General features: G+C 64.9%; 3 protein-coding genes. All 3 read right to left on the bottom strand.

From position 1 onward, the window contains the following. Window positions 1-177: 177 nt before the first annotated feature. Entirely contained in the window at window positions 178-1,389 is a 1,212-nt protein-coding gene (locus E8A74_RS56155; protein ID WP_420814234.1) for a formylglycine-generating enzyme family protein, read from the bottom strand. 281 nt (window positions 1,390-1,670) lie between these two features. Further along, window positions 1,671-8,648 carry a SpvB/TcaC N-terminal domain-containing protein gene (locus tag E8A74_RS40805; RefSeq protein ID WP_170229755.1) on the bottom strand — a complete coding sequence of 2,326 codons (6,978 nt, stop codon included), beginning with the start codon at window positions 8,646-8,648 and terminating at the stop codon, window positions 1,671-1,673. An 11-nt stretch (window positions 8,649-8,659) separates the two neighbouring features. Next, window positions 8,660-16,024, bottom strand: a complete 7,365-nt coding sequence (locus E8A74_RS40800) for a Tc toxin subunit A-related protein (RefSeq protein ID WP_136934535.1) — start codon at window positions 16,022-16,024, stop codon at window positions 8,660-8,662. Window positions 16,025-16,192 lie beyond the last annotated feature (168 nt).

Raw genomic sequence — 16,192 nt, 5'->3', positions numbered from 1 at the left:
AGGCGCCGCCACCCAGAGCGGCGCTTGCTTCTCCCGTGTTCGACCCATCGACATGACGCGGACAAACCTACCATCGTCTCCCGTCTCTGTCGATCGTCCCTTCGGGATAGGTCCACGGGCTGCTAGGCCAGGCGCGCCAGTGTGCGATCTCGGCCACGCTGCCGATCCTGCCTCGAGCTACAGATCTTTCACGCAACGGAAACCGATTGCATGGTGTCGCGATTCGCGAGCTTGATGATCGGTGGTACCGTTCCGTAGTTGATCTGGTAGTTTACTCTCCCAGCTTCCACCGCGCACGACGAAGGACCCTGATCCTTCCGATGAAGGTGTCGACGTCCACTCGGATACGTTTCCGCTTAGATCGCTGATCCCCTGCGGCGAGTCCCCGTCGACAAAGAAGCCGACCTCGCCCGTGCTACTCCGTTCGACCCTGCCCGACCACCAAACCTCGAGCGAAGGCGGATAGTTGCCCCATGGGTAAAGGGTGGCTGCATTCCTTCCTCCGGCAACCCATTCCCATTCATCGGCCGCTGGCAGACGCGCGTTCTTATCCGCGCAATAAGCCTGGGCACTGTCAAGACCAACGCAATTGATGGGATGCCATGCGCGTCCGGACACGCCCCAATTGCACGCCCCGCCGGTTTTGGGCTCCTGACATGCCCCCTTTTTGACGCAATCCGCATAGCTCTCTACTGTGACCTCGAACCGATCCACACACATGGTTCTGATATCGACTGGAACGTTACCGCGAGCCCTCAGCTTTCCCCCCTCGACAACCAACATGTTCTCCGGGCATCCCTCGCTAGATTCGGACGGCCGTGGAGCGGGCGGACTCATGACTTTGATGCACCGGAATCCGTATGTTTCATATCGGCCATCGGGGGTGTCGTGCTCCGCGGCAATGGTCTTCAGGGCGTTGGGATCTTGATCCGACCACGATCCGCCCAGCAAGAGGAAGTCTCCCGGCGTCACGAAGAACTCGGTTGTCGTCCACTCATCGACGTTTCCGCTCAGGTCATGGATGCCCTGCGCAGAGTCGCCTTTGGGAAAGGCGCCGACTGGACATGTGCCGCTCCGCTTGGCCACGCCCGACCAGCACGCATGATCCGAAGGCGGGGCGTTGCCCCACGGGTAGCTGTTGGCAGTGTCCCCCCCGTCGGCGACCCATCGCCATTCATTAAAGTTTGGCAGCCGTGCACCCCGTTGCTGGCAATATGTCTCGGCGCTGTTCTTGTCAATGCAGTTGACCGGATGCAGTTCGCGCCCAAGCACACCCCAGTTGCATGCTCCTCCACCACCCGACTCTCTGCTATCCGGCTTCTGGCAAACCCCCTGGACAACGCACGCAGCGTAGCTCTGCACCGTGACCTCGGTTCGATCAACGCACATGGTTTTGATCACCCACGGGACCTTCCTGCGCGCCCTCAGCTTCCCACCCTCGACCCTCGCCATACCATCAGGACAGCCATCGCTGGCTCTTTCCGCTGATGCATCCACGGTGGCGGAGCCATCCTGCGATGGGTTCGACGCAGCCGGGATCGCTGAACCCGTCGTTCCTGGGTCCGCGCCGCACCGAGTCGCACACGAAGAGCACATCAGTGGCGGAAGGAGCAGCCCCCAAGCCGCAGCAGCTCGGACCCAAGTGTATCCTCTCCAATTTAATGTGGTGCTCATTGTCTTCTCGGAGCACGCAGCTCGGCAGCGAGCTGGATTGCCCATGCTCTCGTCTCGGCACTCATGGACTCGGGCAAGCTCTCCAGCATGCGAATGACCGCAGGCAGTACCCTGTCGTACTCCTTGACGAAGTTGTGGGCGTTAGGGTCGGCAGGCATGTACGGTTGCTGTGAATAGCCCACGGCTGCCCGAGCGTAACTATCAGCAGTGGCCTCGGCTCTCACGATATCTTTGCCCATCCGGACCAGAGGCTCAGGATGTCCCTTGGGGATATCCCGTCCAATACGGTACGCGATGTCCAGTTGAGCCGAGATGGACTCGCGGATGCTCTTGTACTGGGGGACGGGAGTAATAGCCCCCTCGCCAGCATTGCCGCGAGCTTCCTTTTTTATAGAGATGCCACGCGCGATGAATTCGTGCCACAGTTCTCTTTTGGGCTGCAGCGACAGAAAGTTGTTAACTCCCTCTTCTGCGTTCGGATTCCTGCGCGGCTCCTTGCCCGGTTCCTCTATCGTTTTGCGGCCATAGCTTGTCTCTAAGCCCGCCTGGGCAAGCAAGAGCATCGCATTACGTCGAGGGATTCCTCGTTTCTGTAGTTCATCCACCGCGTAAAGGAAGTACCGCGCAACGAACGGTTCCGATTCCTTGGTCAGAAATGGTGCCTTGGCTCTGACCTTGCCTTCGTCCGCGGCCGTGAGGAGTTCCTCTGGCACCCTGTTCTTGTCGACTTCCGGCGGCGTCGATACGGGTGGAGGGGCAGGCTTCTCTTTTTTCTCCAGAGGAGGTGGAGGTGGGGGCGGCGGGTACGCCCAGATTGGCGCGGGGGCTGGGACGGGAGTCTTGGGTTTTGCAGCGTCGTGCCCCTGCATGCCGCTCGGATCACGAAGCCGAACTGGGTTTCCCGTCACGTAGGCAAAGAGGTTCGGCCCATCCACCATCCCCGCCGGATCCGCGCTCGTCCACCGCCCGAGCCACGGCGCGTAGTACCTCGCCCCGTGGTAGTAGAGACCCGTCTCCTCGTCCCGCTCCTTGCCCGTATACCGATACCGCTTCGCGCTGACCTCCACGACGGCCGCCGCCGCGTGGAAAGCCGTCGTCCCGAAGGGGTGGTACTCCTCGTAGGAGATCACCAGACCGGCCTCGTCGAGTTCCAGCGCGGCCGAGCCGAGGTGGTTACCGAGCTGGTAGCGCACGCGCGACGACACCGCGAGGTTCGGCACCGAGGCGTCCACGGTCTTCGTCTCGGTGAGGACGATGCGCTGGGCCCCATCCCTCACATGGAGCGTCTCGCGCTCGAGGACCAGCGAGCCCGCCTCGCTCCTCCGGTAGATCTCGAAGCCTCCAAGGTAGATCCGCTCCTCGACGATCCCGTTGTGCTCCCAGACCTTCCGGACGCGCTGCCCCGCGGCGTCGTACGTGAAGTACACCTGGCCGCCGCCGCCCTTGTCGACCTCGCGCTTCTGGTCCTTGAAGTCCCACCCGATGCTCGGCAGATGCGGCATCGAGGTCATGTTCCCGTGAGCGTCGTGGCCGTACTTCGCCGAGAAGTCCCCGTCCGCATCGCCGGGGAGGCTCGTGCGGAGCAGCCGATTGTTCCCCGGCGCGACGTCGTAGCGGCGTGTCCAGCTCCCCGAGAGGCCCACTACCTCGTGGATCATCTTCTCGATGTTGCCGACCGCGTCGTACTTGTAGCGCTCGGTGTAGTTCCGGAGCGCCTGCGGGTCGTTCGGGTGCGGCACGTTGAGCAGCGGGAAGCCGCCCTCGTCCTGCTGGATCTCCGCGTTCTGCCCCGCATGCTCGCGGCCTGTCGCCTCGATCAGCCTGTACAAGGCATCGTACTCGTACTTCCAGACCGGCTCGACAGGCCCGTTGTTGAACACCGTCTTCTGCGCGAGATCCGCGATCTCGACGATATTGCCAACTGGGTCGTAGATGTAGCGAAGGTCTTGTAGAAGCGCCCCATCCGAGGGCCTGGTCGTCTTGATCCTTATCAGCCGGAACGTGAGCGGGTCGTAGCTGTACGCGGTGACGACGCCGTTCCCGTAGACGATCTTCTCCCGCTGCCCCTTCGCGTCGTAATCGATATCGTCGACGAACGTCGACCAGTTGATCGCCCCCCGCAGCCGCACTTCTACCTGCTCGAGCAGGCCCGCTTCGTTGTACTTCGGCCTGACCTCGCTCTGGTCCGGCATGGTGAGGCTCGTGGGCCTGTTCAGCGCATCGTATTGTGTCTTTTGGACGAACGTCTCCACCTCGAGCACCGGCGACGCAGACCAGTCGAGGTCGCCCTTGTAGTTCTTGGCGAGCTGCCTGTGCACCTCGAGGGGGTTGCCATTGAAGTCGTAGGCCACGCGCGTGACGAGGCCGGCGCCGTCCCTGACCTGGTACACCTTCCCGCGCAGGTTCGCGGCCTGCGCGTTCGGCTGCCCTTCGCCGTAGCTCGTCTTCTCCGCCAGGATCTCCGCGCCCGCGTCCTTCTGCACCCAGAGCTCCGTGCGCCGGTGAAGAGCATCGTAGACCGAGCGGACGACATGCCCGCGGCTGTCCCAGCTCCTGATCGGGTTGCCGAGCACGTCGAAGAAGGTCCACCGCTCGCCCGCGTCGATGCTCTTCTGGGTGAGCGGCCGGCTCAGCATGTCGAAGAGCTGCGCCATCGCCGTATTGCCTCGGGCGTCGATGAGGGTGAGCGGGTTGCCCTCGATGTCAAGCGTCGTCGCGGTCGTGTACTTCACCGAGGCCCCGTTGTCCTCGACCTTCACCACCGGCCGGCCCAGGACATCCAGGTGAAGCGTCGCGGGGGTGCCGGCGTGCTTGGCGGCAAGCAGGGCAGCGCGCTGCTCCTCGGCCGACGGTGAGGGCGAGGCGCCGGCCTGCCGGGCCGCGTACCACGCGCTCTCCAGAACCGTGTCGTTCTCGTCCCAGCTCGTCTGCTTCCAGGGCGTAAACTCCACGCGGGAGAACGTGCCGTTCGTGTGATCGGTCCTGACGAGTCGCCCGAGGGGGTCGTACCGGAGGATGGGCGTCACGCCCCACTCGACGAGCTCGTTTTCGTCCTCGTACTCGTGCGTCGCGCTGAAGAAGCGCTCGTACTTCTTGACGGGATTGCCCTTGTTGTCGAAGACGGTGCGTCCCGTCCCCACCCAGCGGACGGTCGTGTTCTCGAGGACGAGCTGCCCCTGCGCGTCCTTGACCAGAAGGCCGTTCTGGTCCCGCTTCGGTGCCGGCCCGGCCTCGGCGCGGACCTTCTTCATGACCTCGCGCCCGAGCCCGTCGAGGTACGTGTAGCTGTGCTGCCAGGGCGTGGCGGGATCCCCATGCCGCTCGCGCGCCGCGGCGTGGACGACGTTCGGCTTCTTGTCCTTGCACCACCGCTCGAGGTCGTACTCGAACGTGGTGGTCGGCTCCGCGAGCGTGTCCCCCTCTGCCGCGCCGACCTTGCCCATGACCGCCGTGGCCACGACCAGCCCGAGCTCGTCGAGCTCTACCGCGGTGCGGTTCTTGTTCGGGTCGGTGACCAGGACCGGGGACATCGTGCGGTAGTCGTTCTCCGCCGTGATCTCGTTGCCCAGGGGATCAACGACCGAGATCACGAGCAGGTTGTGGCTGTCGTAGCCGATCTCCGTGGTTTGTCCCAGGGGGTCTCTGACCTCGATGGGCAAGTAGAACCTGGTCGGATCAAAGGTCTCCCGTCCACTTCGGATCCAGAACAAGCCGTCTTGCTCGACGTACCCGCCCTCGGCGAGGAGCTGCGGCGTGACGCGCGAGCCGTACGCCCCGGCCAGCAGCCCCGGCGTGAAGGCGAGCGCGTAGGTCTCGTAGGGCAACGCGAGCCCGTCCACGGCTCCGAGAGGCAGCGGGCCGGCCAGGGTCGAGCTGTCCCAGTAGAGGTGCCTCACGTGCTCGACGAGGCGCTTCTGGAGGCTGCCATCGGGGGTGGCCTCGTAGGGGATGGTTACCGCGTTGTTCACCGAGGCGAGGACGCTGGCGAAGGGCAGGCACGCGCTCTGCGCCTTCGGCAGGCCCGTGAGCTCGTACGTCCGGGTCTCGACGGGCACCCCGAGCCGGTAGAAGCCGGACTGGGCGGGCTCATTCGCCATCGTGGCCTCGGTGATCGTGGCGAGCAGGCCCTGCTCGGGCAGCTCCATATTCCGGCGGGCGTAGGCCACTGTCGCGGAGCGGATCACGTGCCCGAAGGCATCCACCTCGAGCGCCAGGGTGTGGACGACGCGCGTATCCTTCGGGTTGCGCTCGTAGTGGGCCTCGAGCTTCTCCCGGACGTACGGGAAGAAGACCGCGTGTGCCTTGTCCGTGGCTGGGTGCAGCTTGCGAATCTCGTGGCTGGCCGAGGTGACGAGGTACGGGTGCTCTTGCTGCGGCGAGCCGTCGAGCCCGTAGACCTCCTGTCGCAGCATCTGGCCCTTGAGGGCCCGCGCCGCCTCCCGTGCCTCCCTCGGGCTCATGCCTTGGGGAAGATCGGCGTCGGGAAGTACAGGTGCCTGGGCGTCGAGCGCGTAGTACTCCCTCGCGAACTGGTTCTCGATCTTGTCCTTCTCGAAGAACGCGCCGGTGTGAAACCACGTCTTCGTCAAGACCGGCGGGAGGTGGAACTCGTTCTCGGAGAACGATTCTGCATCCCATTGTTCTACAAGGCCGAACCCCCTGAACTCCTTCTCCGCGCTGTCGTAGTAGCCGTGGTGGTAATTGTATGTACTGACGAACCTCGTGCCGCTCACGGCGTCGTGGGTCTCCACGCGGGCGAGCACATGCACTGGGAAAGGCAGGCGCGTGACCCAGGGCGTCCCGTTCTTCAAGTCCTCCAGGTAGAACTTCGTCGAGGGCGCGTACTCAAGCATCGTTTCGGCCCCGAGGTTGTTCTTCACCGAGGTGAGTAAGTACGGCTTCTTCGAGCCCAAGAGGTCAATGTAGCGCATCGGCGGCTGCGCCACGCCCTTCCAGGGCGAGGACCAGACGATGCAGGCCGTCCCCGTGCCCAGGAAGTCGAGCACCGAGATCGGCGACCCGAGGTCCGCCGTAGGGAACCCCGGTAGCTTCTCGACTTTGCTCCAGCTATTGCCCGCCTGGTTGAAGGCGATCTGAATCCCGTCGGCGCCGATGTAGAGGATGTCCGTGGTCCCCGAGCCGTCGATGTCCGCGAGCCGGATGCGCCGAGGATCGAAGCGGAGCGGGTCATCGAACCGAGGCGCATTGCTCATCTCGACCTTGGGCCCGAGCCGCCCAAGACCACGGTTTGGCCAGTAGCAGATGCTGCCGTTCTTGATCCGTACGATGTCGGGCATGCCGTCGCCGGTCATGTCCGCGACGAAGACAATGCCTCGATTGTCCCGGTACACCTCCGTCGGCGACAGGTCCTCCTCGAAGACCATCGGCAGATTCCGTGGCGGCCCCCAGCCCTTCTTGCCGAGCGAGGGAAACCAGATGTGCACGTGCCCGCTCGTGAAGATGATGTCCTGCTGGCCGTCGCCGGTGATGTCGATGAAGCGCACGCCCGGGTCGTTCCAGGGGATGTTCGGATGGGAGGAGAAGGGCAAGAACGGCCCCCATTCGCCATCCGCGGTGCGCTCGTGAATCCCTGAGCCGGTCCTGTTGAAGAACACGAGGCTCGGGCGGCCTTCGTGCTCGAGATCCAGAAGCTCCGTGCGGCCCATGGTAGGTGCAAGGGCATTGGGACGGCGCATGAGTTGCCTGGCCGGTGCGAGCTCGGCATCGCCGAGGTTCTGCTTGTAGAACAAGCCCTCGCCGTGCTGGACAAGAACGCCGGGCAAGCCCTCGCCCTCAAGATCAACCCACCGCGCTCGCTTGCCGTCGACGTTGCCGACATCCGACGTGTATTCGGGGTCAACCGTCTGTACGTAGGTGTGGAGCTCGGGCAGAGAGTAGCCGAGCTCGAGCGGCGGCAGCGACTTCTTCGTGTAGCCGCCGTTCTTCTGGATGTACCCCGACTGCGTGACCGCGACGAGCTGCGAGAGCGGCGGGGCCTCGGCATAGGCGAAGTCCGTCGACCGGACGAGGACGGGCTCCGCGCCGAGCTCGGGGAATTGGTGGAAGACCAGAACGCGCCGGCAGAGGCGGTAGGTGCGGATCTCGAAGGTGGCCCTGTAGCTCGAGAACGGGTCTTTCCGGCAGAGCCACGGCTTCACCTCGTCCGGCGTCGGGGCCTCGGCGTCGTGCTCGCCGTAGTCGAAGACGACCTGGAAGTAGAAGTCGTCGGCCTGGCCAGGCTTCTTGTTCCCGTATCGAATGCGCTTCAAGTAGCTATTCGAGAAGAGCTTGGGATCCTCGTGCCGGTGCTTCTCGTGGAGAGACTTCAGCACGCTCGCCAGGTCTTCGGCCTTGTATTCGTACTGAATGATGTTCCCCCGCGCGTCCTCCATGCGCTCGAGGAGCCAGGTGAGGATCCGGTCGGGGTACAACGCATCGGCAACCCGGGCAGTCTTCGACTTTCCGTAGATGTGCCGGATGTTGTCCTGCGTCGTCACCTGCCAGTAATGGGCGCCCGCCTCGGTGATGCGCTCGACGCGGGCGAAGGCCCCCTCGACGCGAGGCTGATAGCGCTGGATCCTCCGGCCCTGCTCGGTGGTGATCAGCTTCTTCCCATCCGGACCGAGCACCGGAACAAGGTCCTCGGCGCCGGACAGGATGAACGTGTCCGTGTCCCATTGGTCTGTGTATTCGGGCAGGCCCTTGTCCGTCTTGCGGGTGATCGACGGAACCGAGAGGTGCCAGCCGACGCCGAAGGGGCCGTTCCCGGTCCCCGAGTCGTAGGTGAGCGCGAGCTCGGGCGTGAGGCCCCTGCAAGGCGTCGTCGCGATCGGGACGTTGAGCGTGCCCGTGCCCATGGCGAGGTTCGCTCCGAACTTCTCCCCGAGCCCGCGCTCGGCGCCGCCGCCTTTGGGTAGCGCGGGGTTCGGCGCCTTTACCGTCGGCGCGGGAATGATGGAGGACCGCTTCGGCATCCCCTCCATGATCAGGCCCCCTGCCGTGAGAAGTCGCAGAGGACCCAGATGTTGTCGAGGCCGTCGCCCACAGCGCCCGCAGCCGAGAGCGTCCACGCACCCGTAGCCCAGGATGTTCCGGGGGCAGGCGTCAGCGTCGGGCTCACGGCGAGGCTGTCGAGCGGGTCGGGGCCCTTTACGAGCGTGGTCTGCACGGAGGCAGCCGAGGGCGGCGTGACGTTCACCGCGAGAGGCGTGCCCGCGAAGTAGGCCGTGGGGTCTTTCCAGGCGGCGAATATCCGCACGGCGTTGATCTTCGGGGCGCCTCCGTTGCGGCACCTTGGGAAGACGCTCTTCTCGAGCGGCAGTACCAGCGTCTGTGCCGCGCCGGCATCCGCCTTGAAGAAGTGGCGCCACTCCGTCGGGAACTCGTCCTTCACCGGCAACAAGCGCAGGCCCGAGAGGAGCAGCGCGGCGTTCTTCTGCGCTTCGGTTTTCAATGAGTCTCCGCCGTCCATCGCCGTGTAGCGGACGTGGAGAACAACGTCACTCAATGCGTCGAGGTCGGTATTGTTGGCTGAGAGCTCGATCTTCCAGGTGCCGATGGCGCCCGCGCCCTCGAAGGGCAAGTACCGCTCGTCGCGTAGAGACAGCTCGAAGACGCCCGCGTCGTTCTGCGCGCCGCTGATGGCGAGCGAGATCGGGGCGACGTACGGCGTGGTGAATCGGCCGTCGTTCGCCTTCTCGGCGTAGCCCCCGGTGAGGTCGGCGTTCTTCCGAACCCGGCTCTTCACGAGCGTGAGCGTGGCATTGAGCGTGCCGTAGGCATCCGTCACGCAGGGGATGGAGAGGCTGACGGTCTTGATCCGGCGCAAGTAGTGCCCCGGGAAGTCGAGGTCGAACTCGAGCTCGGGCACGTCGAACTCGCAGACGCCCTTCTGCTTCAGCTCGAGGAGCTTCTGCGGGGCGAGCTGCGCGAGGGAGATGTGCTTCGTGATCTCGTACTCCCGCTTGTTCTTGTCGAGGTACGCGGCCTCCATCTGCCGGAGCTGCTGCAACAGCTTCTCCCCTGCGAGCAGGCCGTTCTTCATGCCCTCCCAATGCGTCGGGGAGATGTACGAGGTGTCCTCTACGAGCTCCATCTGGATTGCCTTCTCCGCGCGCTTCGCCATCCCGAGAGCGAGCTTGTACGCGTCGAAGTAGACCTTCGAGACCTCGTCGACCGTCCAGGAATAGAGCGCCTGGTTCGTGAACTTGTCACGCAGCGTGGCCTCGACCTCCTTGGCGTTCTCGACCGTGAGATCGTGGTTCTCAAGCTCCTTCTCCGCGAGCGCGAGCCTGATCTCGGCAGCCAAGATCTGCTTGTCGAGCTGCTCGATCTCCTTGGCGGCGAGCCTCTCCTGAAGCTTCCATTCCTCGGCGCGGCGGGTGTAGTAGCCCATCGTCGCACTCATCGCGGCGCCATCGCGCAAGAGCGACGTCGCCACGGAGAGCACATTGCCAAAAGACTCGCCGGACTTCGCCGTGTTCTCGCCGCCATATACCACCAACGCAGCAGGGCTGGCGATGCCGGCGCCTCCGGTGATCATCGTGGGCAGCAGGTAGGACGCGCCGGCCTCGGTATGCGTCGCCTGCATGAGGAACTGGGTGAACGTCGCAGCGCTCGACATCACCATGGCCTGCTCCTCGTAGCTGTTCATGAGCGGCAGGCTCTTGTAGTGCTGGAGCTTGATGCCCGCGGCCTCCCGGGCCTTCTTCAGGCCGGTGAGAGTCTGCTTGGCCTCGTCAATCTGCCGCTTCTTCACCTCCCGGGTGGCAGTGAGCAGGGCTGTCTCGTGCTTGGCCCGGATCTTCGACAGATTCTCCACGTCATGCTTCTCGAGCGCCGCGAGGAGAGAAGAGCCCAAGGCGATCACGCCGCCGCAGAACTCCACCGCCTTGGCGTGCAGTACCCCGAACCGGTAGTGGGGCATCGGGACGAACTGGTTCTGGAGGACGTCACTCAGATCAAGGTCCATGGCCGCCGCCTTCACCAGCAGTGCCGGATCGATTGGCGGCGCAAACAGTGGCAACGGTCTCGCCTGGCCCTCGATGTTGAGGCCATGCCGGATCTTGAAGAGCCGATCGGCCATGAGATCCCAGTACCCGAGAAGTTTGTCGTTCGGCGGAACGCCGAAGTGGGCCGTGTCGATGAAGGGAACATCCCCGGCCCCGTTCAGCTCGGGGACGAGGTTCTCGAAGTCGGCGAGCGGAGCCGAGGCAAGAAGCTCGGCGTACGTCTTCGGAGCAGCCTGGGAGTTGTTGTTCAGCTTGGGCTTCGGGCCCAGGATATCGGCGGCGAGGATGTAGAGCCCGGTGGCTTCGTTGATGGCCTCGCGCGTGTCCTGGGAGAACAAGTCGTCGCCCCAGGCAATCAGGTTGTCGATGTACTTCATCACGACGGCCCGCTGGTACGCGATCGGCCGCATCCGCGCGATGAGGTGCGGGTTGAACGGCTCCTCGCGCCACGCTTCGATCTGCGCAGCGAGCTCACCAATCGCTTCTTCATCCCCTGCCGCGAGCGCGGCGAGCTCGACCGCGAGCGCCTTCGGGTCGGCCTTCTCCCGGAGCGGCTTCACCTTCCAGAACCGCTCGGGCCCGCTTCCGGCTCCGGGGGTGGGCTCGAAGATGCGGTGGAACCAGCGCTGGGCCTCCTCGTGTCTGTGGTTCCTCATGAGCATGCAGGCAATCAAGAAGGGAGCGTGGAAGAAGACCTCCCAGTTGTATTGCCCGTAGGCTCCGCCGAACGAGAAGTCGATATCGTCGACGGGATACGGCGTGGCCACGACGAGAGGCGTAGGTGCATACTTTGCGTCGAAGAAGCTCTCGCTGCGAAGCTGGACGCTCTTGCCGTTCGCAGGCCACCCGAAGAGACCATCGATCCCGTCGCGCTCGAGCGTCTCCAGCAAGGCGCAGGCGTGCGGGTGATAGAACACCTCGAACCGCACCTGTCGCGGCTCGAGCTCAACCGAGACGACCGGGGCGATGTCGATCTGCGGATTGAACGGTCCCGCAGGCATGCCGGGCAGGAACTGGATCCACGGGTTCTGCTGGACGTCTTGTTCGCCGACGTCGCCTTCAGGGCGCTGCGTCATCTGAACGAAGAACGTTCTCTCCTGGTCCTTGTAGAAGAATGGCGGGAGGCCAAGGCCCCACTTCAGCGCCAAGGCCAGATGGATTCCCCGGTGAGGGACGACCATCGCATACGGCCCCGGTGTCTTTTCCAGAACCTGTACATCCTTGTCCGTCAGCGCGAAGCCCCGGAGCCAGAGCCCCACGGTGTCGTCATTTCGGACGAACTCCATGCCTTGAAGGGACGTTCCGAGGACAGCCGAAGTCTTCCAAGTGGCGGATGACTTCACGACCTCGAGTCGTCCGTCGCACCCGAGCACGAGCTGATAGACGCGGCTCGAGCGGTCGGGAGGCCCCGCCTCCTTGACCGCGCAGGAGATCGCTAGCTTGCCCGCCTCCAGGGAGGGCCAGAGCGACAGCGCGACGGGATCTCCGTCGGGCACTGCGACGGTGAGCGGCTCCTCGGGGCCCACCTTGCGCGGCGACCAGCGTCCGTTCTGCCGTTCGCTCCACGCGACGCGCAGTCGCAATGGCTTCTTCTTGATCGTCGGCGCCTTCGGTCCCGGCGACTTGTTCGGCTCGTCGATGTCGATGCCAATGTCCGGCTGAGGCTTGCCGCCATCGTCGAGATCGTACTCCTTCGGCTTCTTGTAGCCCGTGGGCTTGCCGCCCTTCGGCGCGGGGGAAGCCTCAGTCCCCGTGTCTTCGGCCTCCTCGAGCAGCGCCCAGAACAAGTAAAGCCGGCGGTTGTGTACGACGGCGAGAAAACAGTCGCTCTGGATGTCGAGGTCGAGCTTCTCCCACGAAGTCCAGAACCGACCGTGGAGGCGCTGGCGATAGAAGTAGACGCGGGGCGCCGTATGCGTGCGGGCGATGATGTGCAGGGGCGCAGTCGTGGGCCCCCCTGGGACACCAGCGTCCCTGTCGTTGCAGATTGCGACGACATCCAGATGGGCGACATCGTGCAGCTTCTGCAGGTACTTCCGGAATGCCTGCTCGGCACGTGCGTCCGTGATGTCTCCTTGAAGTAGCTCGCTTTCGAGCTCCTTGAAGAAGGGCGTCTTGTCGTCGCGCAGCTCGGGCTCGATCCAGTTCTCCGGGTGGAAGAAGATCTTTCGGTTGGCCTCCCAGACCCGGTAGTTCTTCATCCAGGCCCATTGCGCGGCGGCCTCGTCGTCGAGGGACGTGACCGCGGGCTCCAGGCCCATGAAGCAGCGCTGGACGAAGAGCTGCACCGAGCTGATCGCTTGCTGGATGCGCGACGTGGTCGGCTTCGGGCTCATCTCCACGTCGACGAGCAGCTCTGCGAAGAGGTCGTTCGTGGAGTTGTACTTGCCCAGCGCGAGGGCGGCAGAGACCAGCGCCTTTCGTTGTAGTTCGCGCAGTCCATCGCGAAGAACCCGCCCGATATCGGGCCAGGCTTCGTCCGTGTACTTCGCCTTCACGGCCAGGCGGACATCATCGGCAAGAGCCGGGGCGGTGAGCACGGCGGGGTTGGCGCTCTCGATCGGAGCCGTTGTGGTGGCCCAGGAGATGGCCCGCGTCGCGGACACGCCGAGTCCCTTCACGACTTGGATCGCGTTCCAGAGACGGCCGACCGCAGCCTCGTTCTTGAAGCTCGAGGGGAAGACGAGGCCGAGCTTGCTGACGAGGACATCCAGGTCCGCAGCGGGCAGCCCAGTGCGCTCGGCGACGGCCGAGAAGAAGGCGGAGGCGTCCTCCTTGGCCTCCTTGAGCAGCGCCGAGAACGCATCGAGCAGGCCGGGGGCCGGCGGCGCCGGCGTGGCCGGGGCCTGGGAGAAGACGTCAACGAGCTCGGCGCGCGAGGTGCCGAAGTGCGCGAGCAGGATGTCCGTCTCCTCGGCCCAGACGTTGAACGGCGGCGCCGGGGGGAACTTCCCCTGCGCGAGCGCCTTGTAGGCCGTGAAGCGCGCCTTGCCGTGGATGGGCTGGGGTGAGAGCGCGAGCTCCTCCGCGGTGCCCACGGTCTTGATGTGCGCGTCGAGGGCAACGGATGGATCAACCGCGTGGGCGAGGCGGAACTCGAGAATCTCGTCGGCGAGGTCCACATACGGCACCTCCGTCAGGGTGTTCTCGCAGGAGAGCTCGATGCGTGAGAGATCCGGGCGCCGGGCGAGAAGAACGTCACGGGCCGTCGCTGGATCCCCGGGCTTGTTCTGGGTTGCCGGGTAGCAGCCGAGGAAGTCGAGGACGTCGACGAGGTAGGCGGCCGGGCCGTAGATCGACGCGCAGTGCTCGCAGGCGAGGTTCTGCGGGCCGAAGATGTCCATGAGCGCGGCGGAGTCTCCCGTGCTTCCGAGGTCCGGAGCGGGGAGAACATAGAGCCCAGGCGGCCGAGCTATGGAGGCGAACTTCCCGAAGAGAGCGAGTGCGCCGCTCGTGATCTGCTGGGCCTTCTGGAAGAGGCTCTCGGCCTTGGACTGGCCCCCGAGCACCTGGCTGTACGACTTGATGAACGCCGGCTTGCCGAGCTTCTGGATGCTCTGCGCCGAGTGGATGCCCGCGGAGAAGAGCGTGTTCATCTCGGTGGGGTTCGGCGTCACCTTGAAGAGGCGCTCGAGGGCCTCGAGGTTCGCCGTCGCGGTCTTCGGCGAGGATAGGCCGTCGAGGGCACCAGGCTTCTCCTGCAAGTAGGAGCGTACCTGGGTCTTGCCGATCTCGAAGTCCGGGTTCTTCGAGAAGAACAGCGCGAGGTCTTGATCCGCCTTGCCCTGGAGCTGCCCTGCGAGCGCGGCAGTGGGGAGGGAATTCGCCAGCGTGTCGGTCAAGAGAAGCGCGTAGTTCGCGCTTTTCTCCTTGTCGTCGGCGCCAGGCATGTCGGGCGGGGCGCCGATGGGTGCGCCGTCGATGCCCTTCTCGAGGAGGGCGAGCCAGTCGGGGACAGCGAGCTTCGCGAGATCGGCGAGCGACGACCACTTCCCGCTGCGACGCGATTCGTCGAGGGCACGAACAAGGGGCAGGTGCTGGCGACTGAGCGTGGCGAGCTGCAGGGCGAGCTGCACGCGGTCGACGAGCCCTTCTTCTTTGAACGTCGGGTGCTCCCGAAGTCCCTGCCAGAAGCCGTCGACCGGCCCTTCGTACTTGAGGTAGGCCGACACCAGCGCTTCCTGCGCATCCCGGGCGGGAAGAACGATGGCGAGGAGATCGCCCAGAGAGATCCCGGTCTCCGCCGGCTCGAAGGCGAGCTGCACGGCGGCCTTGTGGAGCGCTGCGAGGATGGCGTCGACCTGCTCCCGGAGCGTCGCCGGGATCAGGTTGTGCTCGAGCGCGAGAAGAAGCGCCCGGAGCTGCTCGGATGGCCTCGTCATGAGCAAGCCACGTCGCTCGCGAGGGAGTCCTTCGCGGAACAACCCGTAGAGGGCCGCGGGGTGGATCCCGAGGGCACGTGCGAGCTGCGTGGCCGTGACGAGGGCGTCGAGGTCGTCCAGATCGAGGCGCAGGCTGCACGCGAGATGGCGAATGTCCTCCTCGGTGAGGTCCGTCAGAGAGGCGCCGCGGATGGCAGGGGCCAGAAGAACAACAAGGCGCTCGTAAGCCGAGGGGCCGCGGTAAATCTCGCCCCCCAGCACCAGGTTCACGGTTGCCGTGGGTGGCGCGTGGCAGAGCTTCTTCTCGGCCGTGACGGCGCGCTCCGCATCGTACACGCGCACAACGAGGTCAGCGGCCGACTTTCGGTACCCGGGTCCGGGGCCCGGATCGAAGAGCGCCACGTCGAGCAACTCGCCGCTGTACTCGAAGTCCTGGGCGAGCTTGTCGGCCGCGTAGACGATTCGGTAGCTGCCAGTATCGCTGGTTGTGGCCTCGCCGAGGAGCTGCTCTTCTCGGAGGTTCCGGTTGTAGGCGCGCACGACGAGGCCCGCGCGTGGAGCGCCTGCGGTGGTGACCACCCGACCACGAACGATGAAGGGTGCCGGGATGAAGCTTCGCGTGCTCGTGGAGCGGTTGATCTCGATCCGCACCGCACTCTCCGGGCGATCGACCCGCCAGAGGACCGAGCGCTCCGTGCTGGCGATGCAGGTCAGGCCCTCGAAGAGGCGGAAGAACAACACCGGGACGCGGTCGAGGAAGAGCTCGCGCAGGTGCCGGGTCTCAAGAACAATACGGAAGATGCCGAGCGCGTCGGAGAAGGCGCATGCGACCAAGTCGTTGCAGAGCCGCCCCTTGTCCCACGCCTCGACGCGCACATCGGGCAGCCCTTGCCCGGTCTGGATGTCGACGACTCGCCCCGTGAGGATGTACTCGCCGCCCCCGTACCCCTGCTGCATCGTGACCTCCCCGTTCCGGTGGCGATGATAACGCCGAACGGGCGCAGGCTGCTCCGACTCCGTGCAGCACATCGGACCGAAAACGTCACTGCGCGCCCGCCGGGCACGACATCGAGGAGAGCCGAGAAGAAGCTCGGCTCGTCGAGGTTCATGGTGTGCAGGAGGCAA

It is taken from the genome of Polyangium fumosum (assembly GCF_005144585.1).
Lineage (GTDB): Bacteria > Myxococcota_A > Polyangia > Polyangiales > Polyangiaceae > Polyangium > Polyangium fumosum.
Note: the sequence above shows the minus strand (reverse complement) of the source record. Positions and strands in the feature narration are given on the sequence as shown.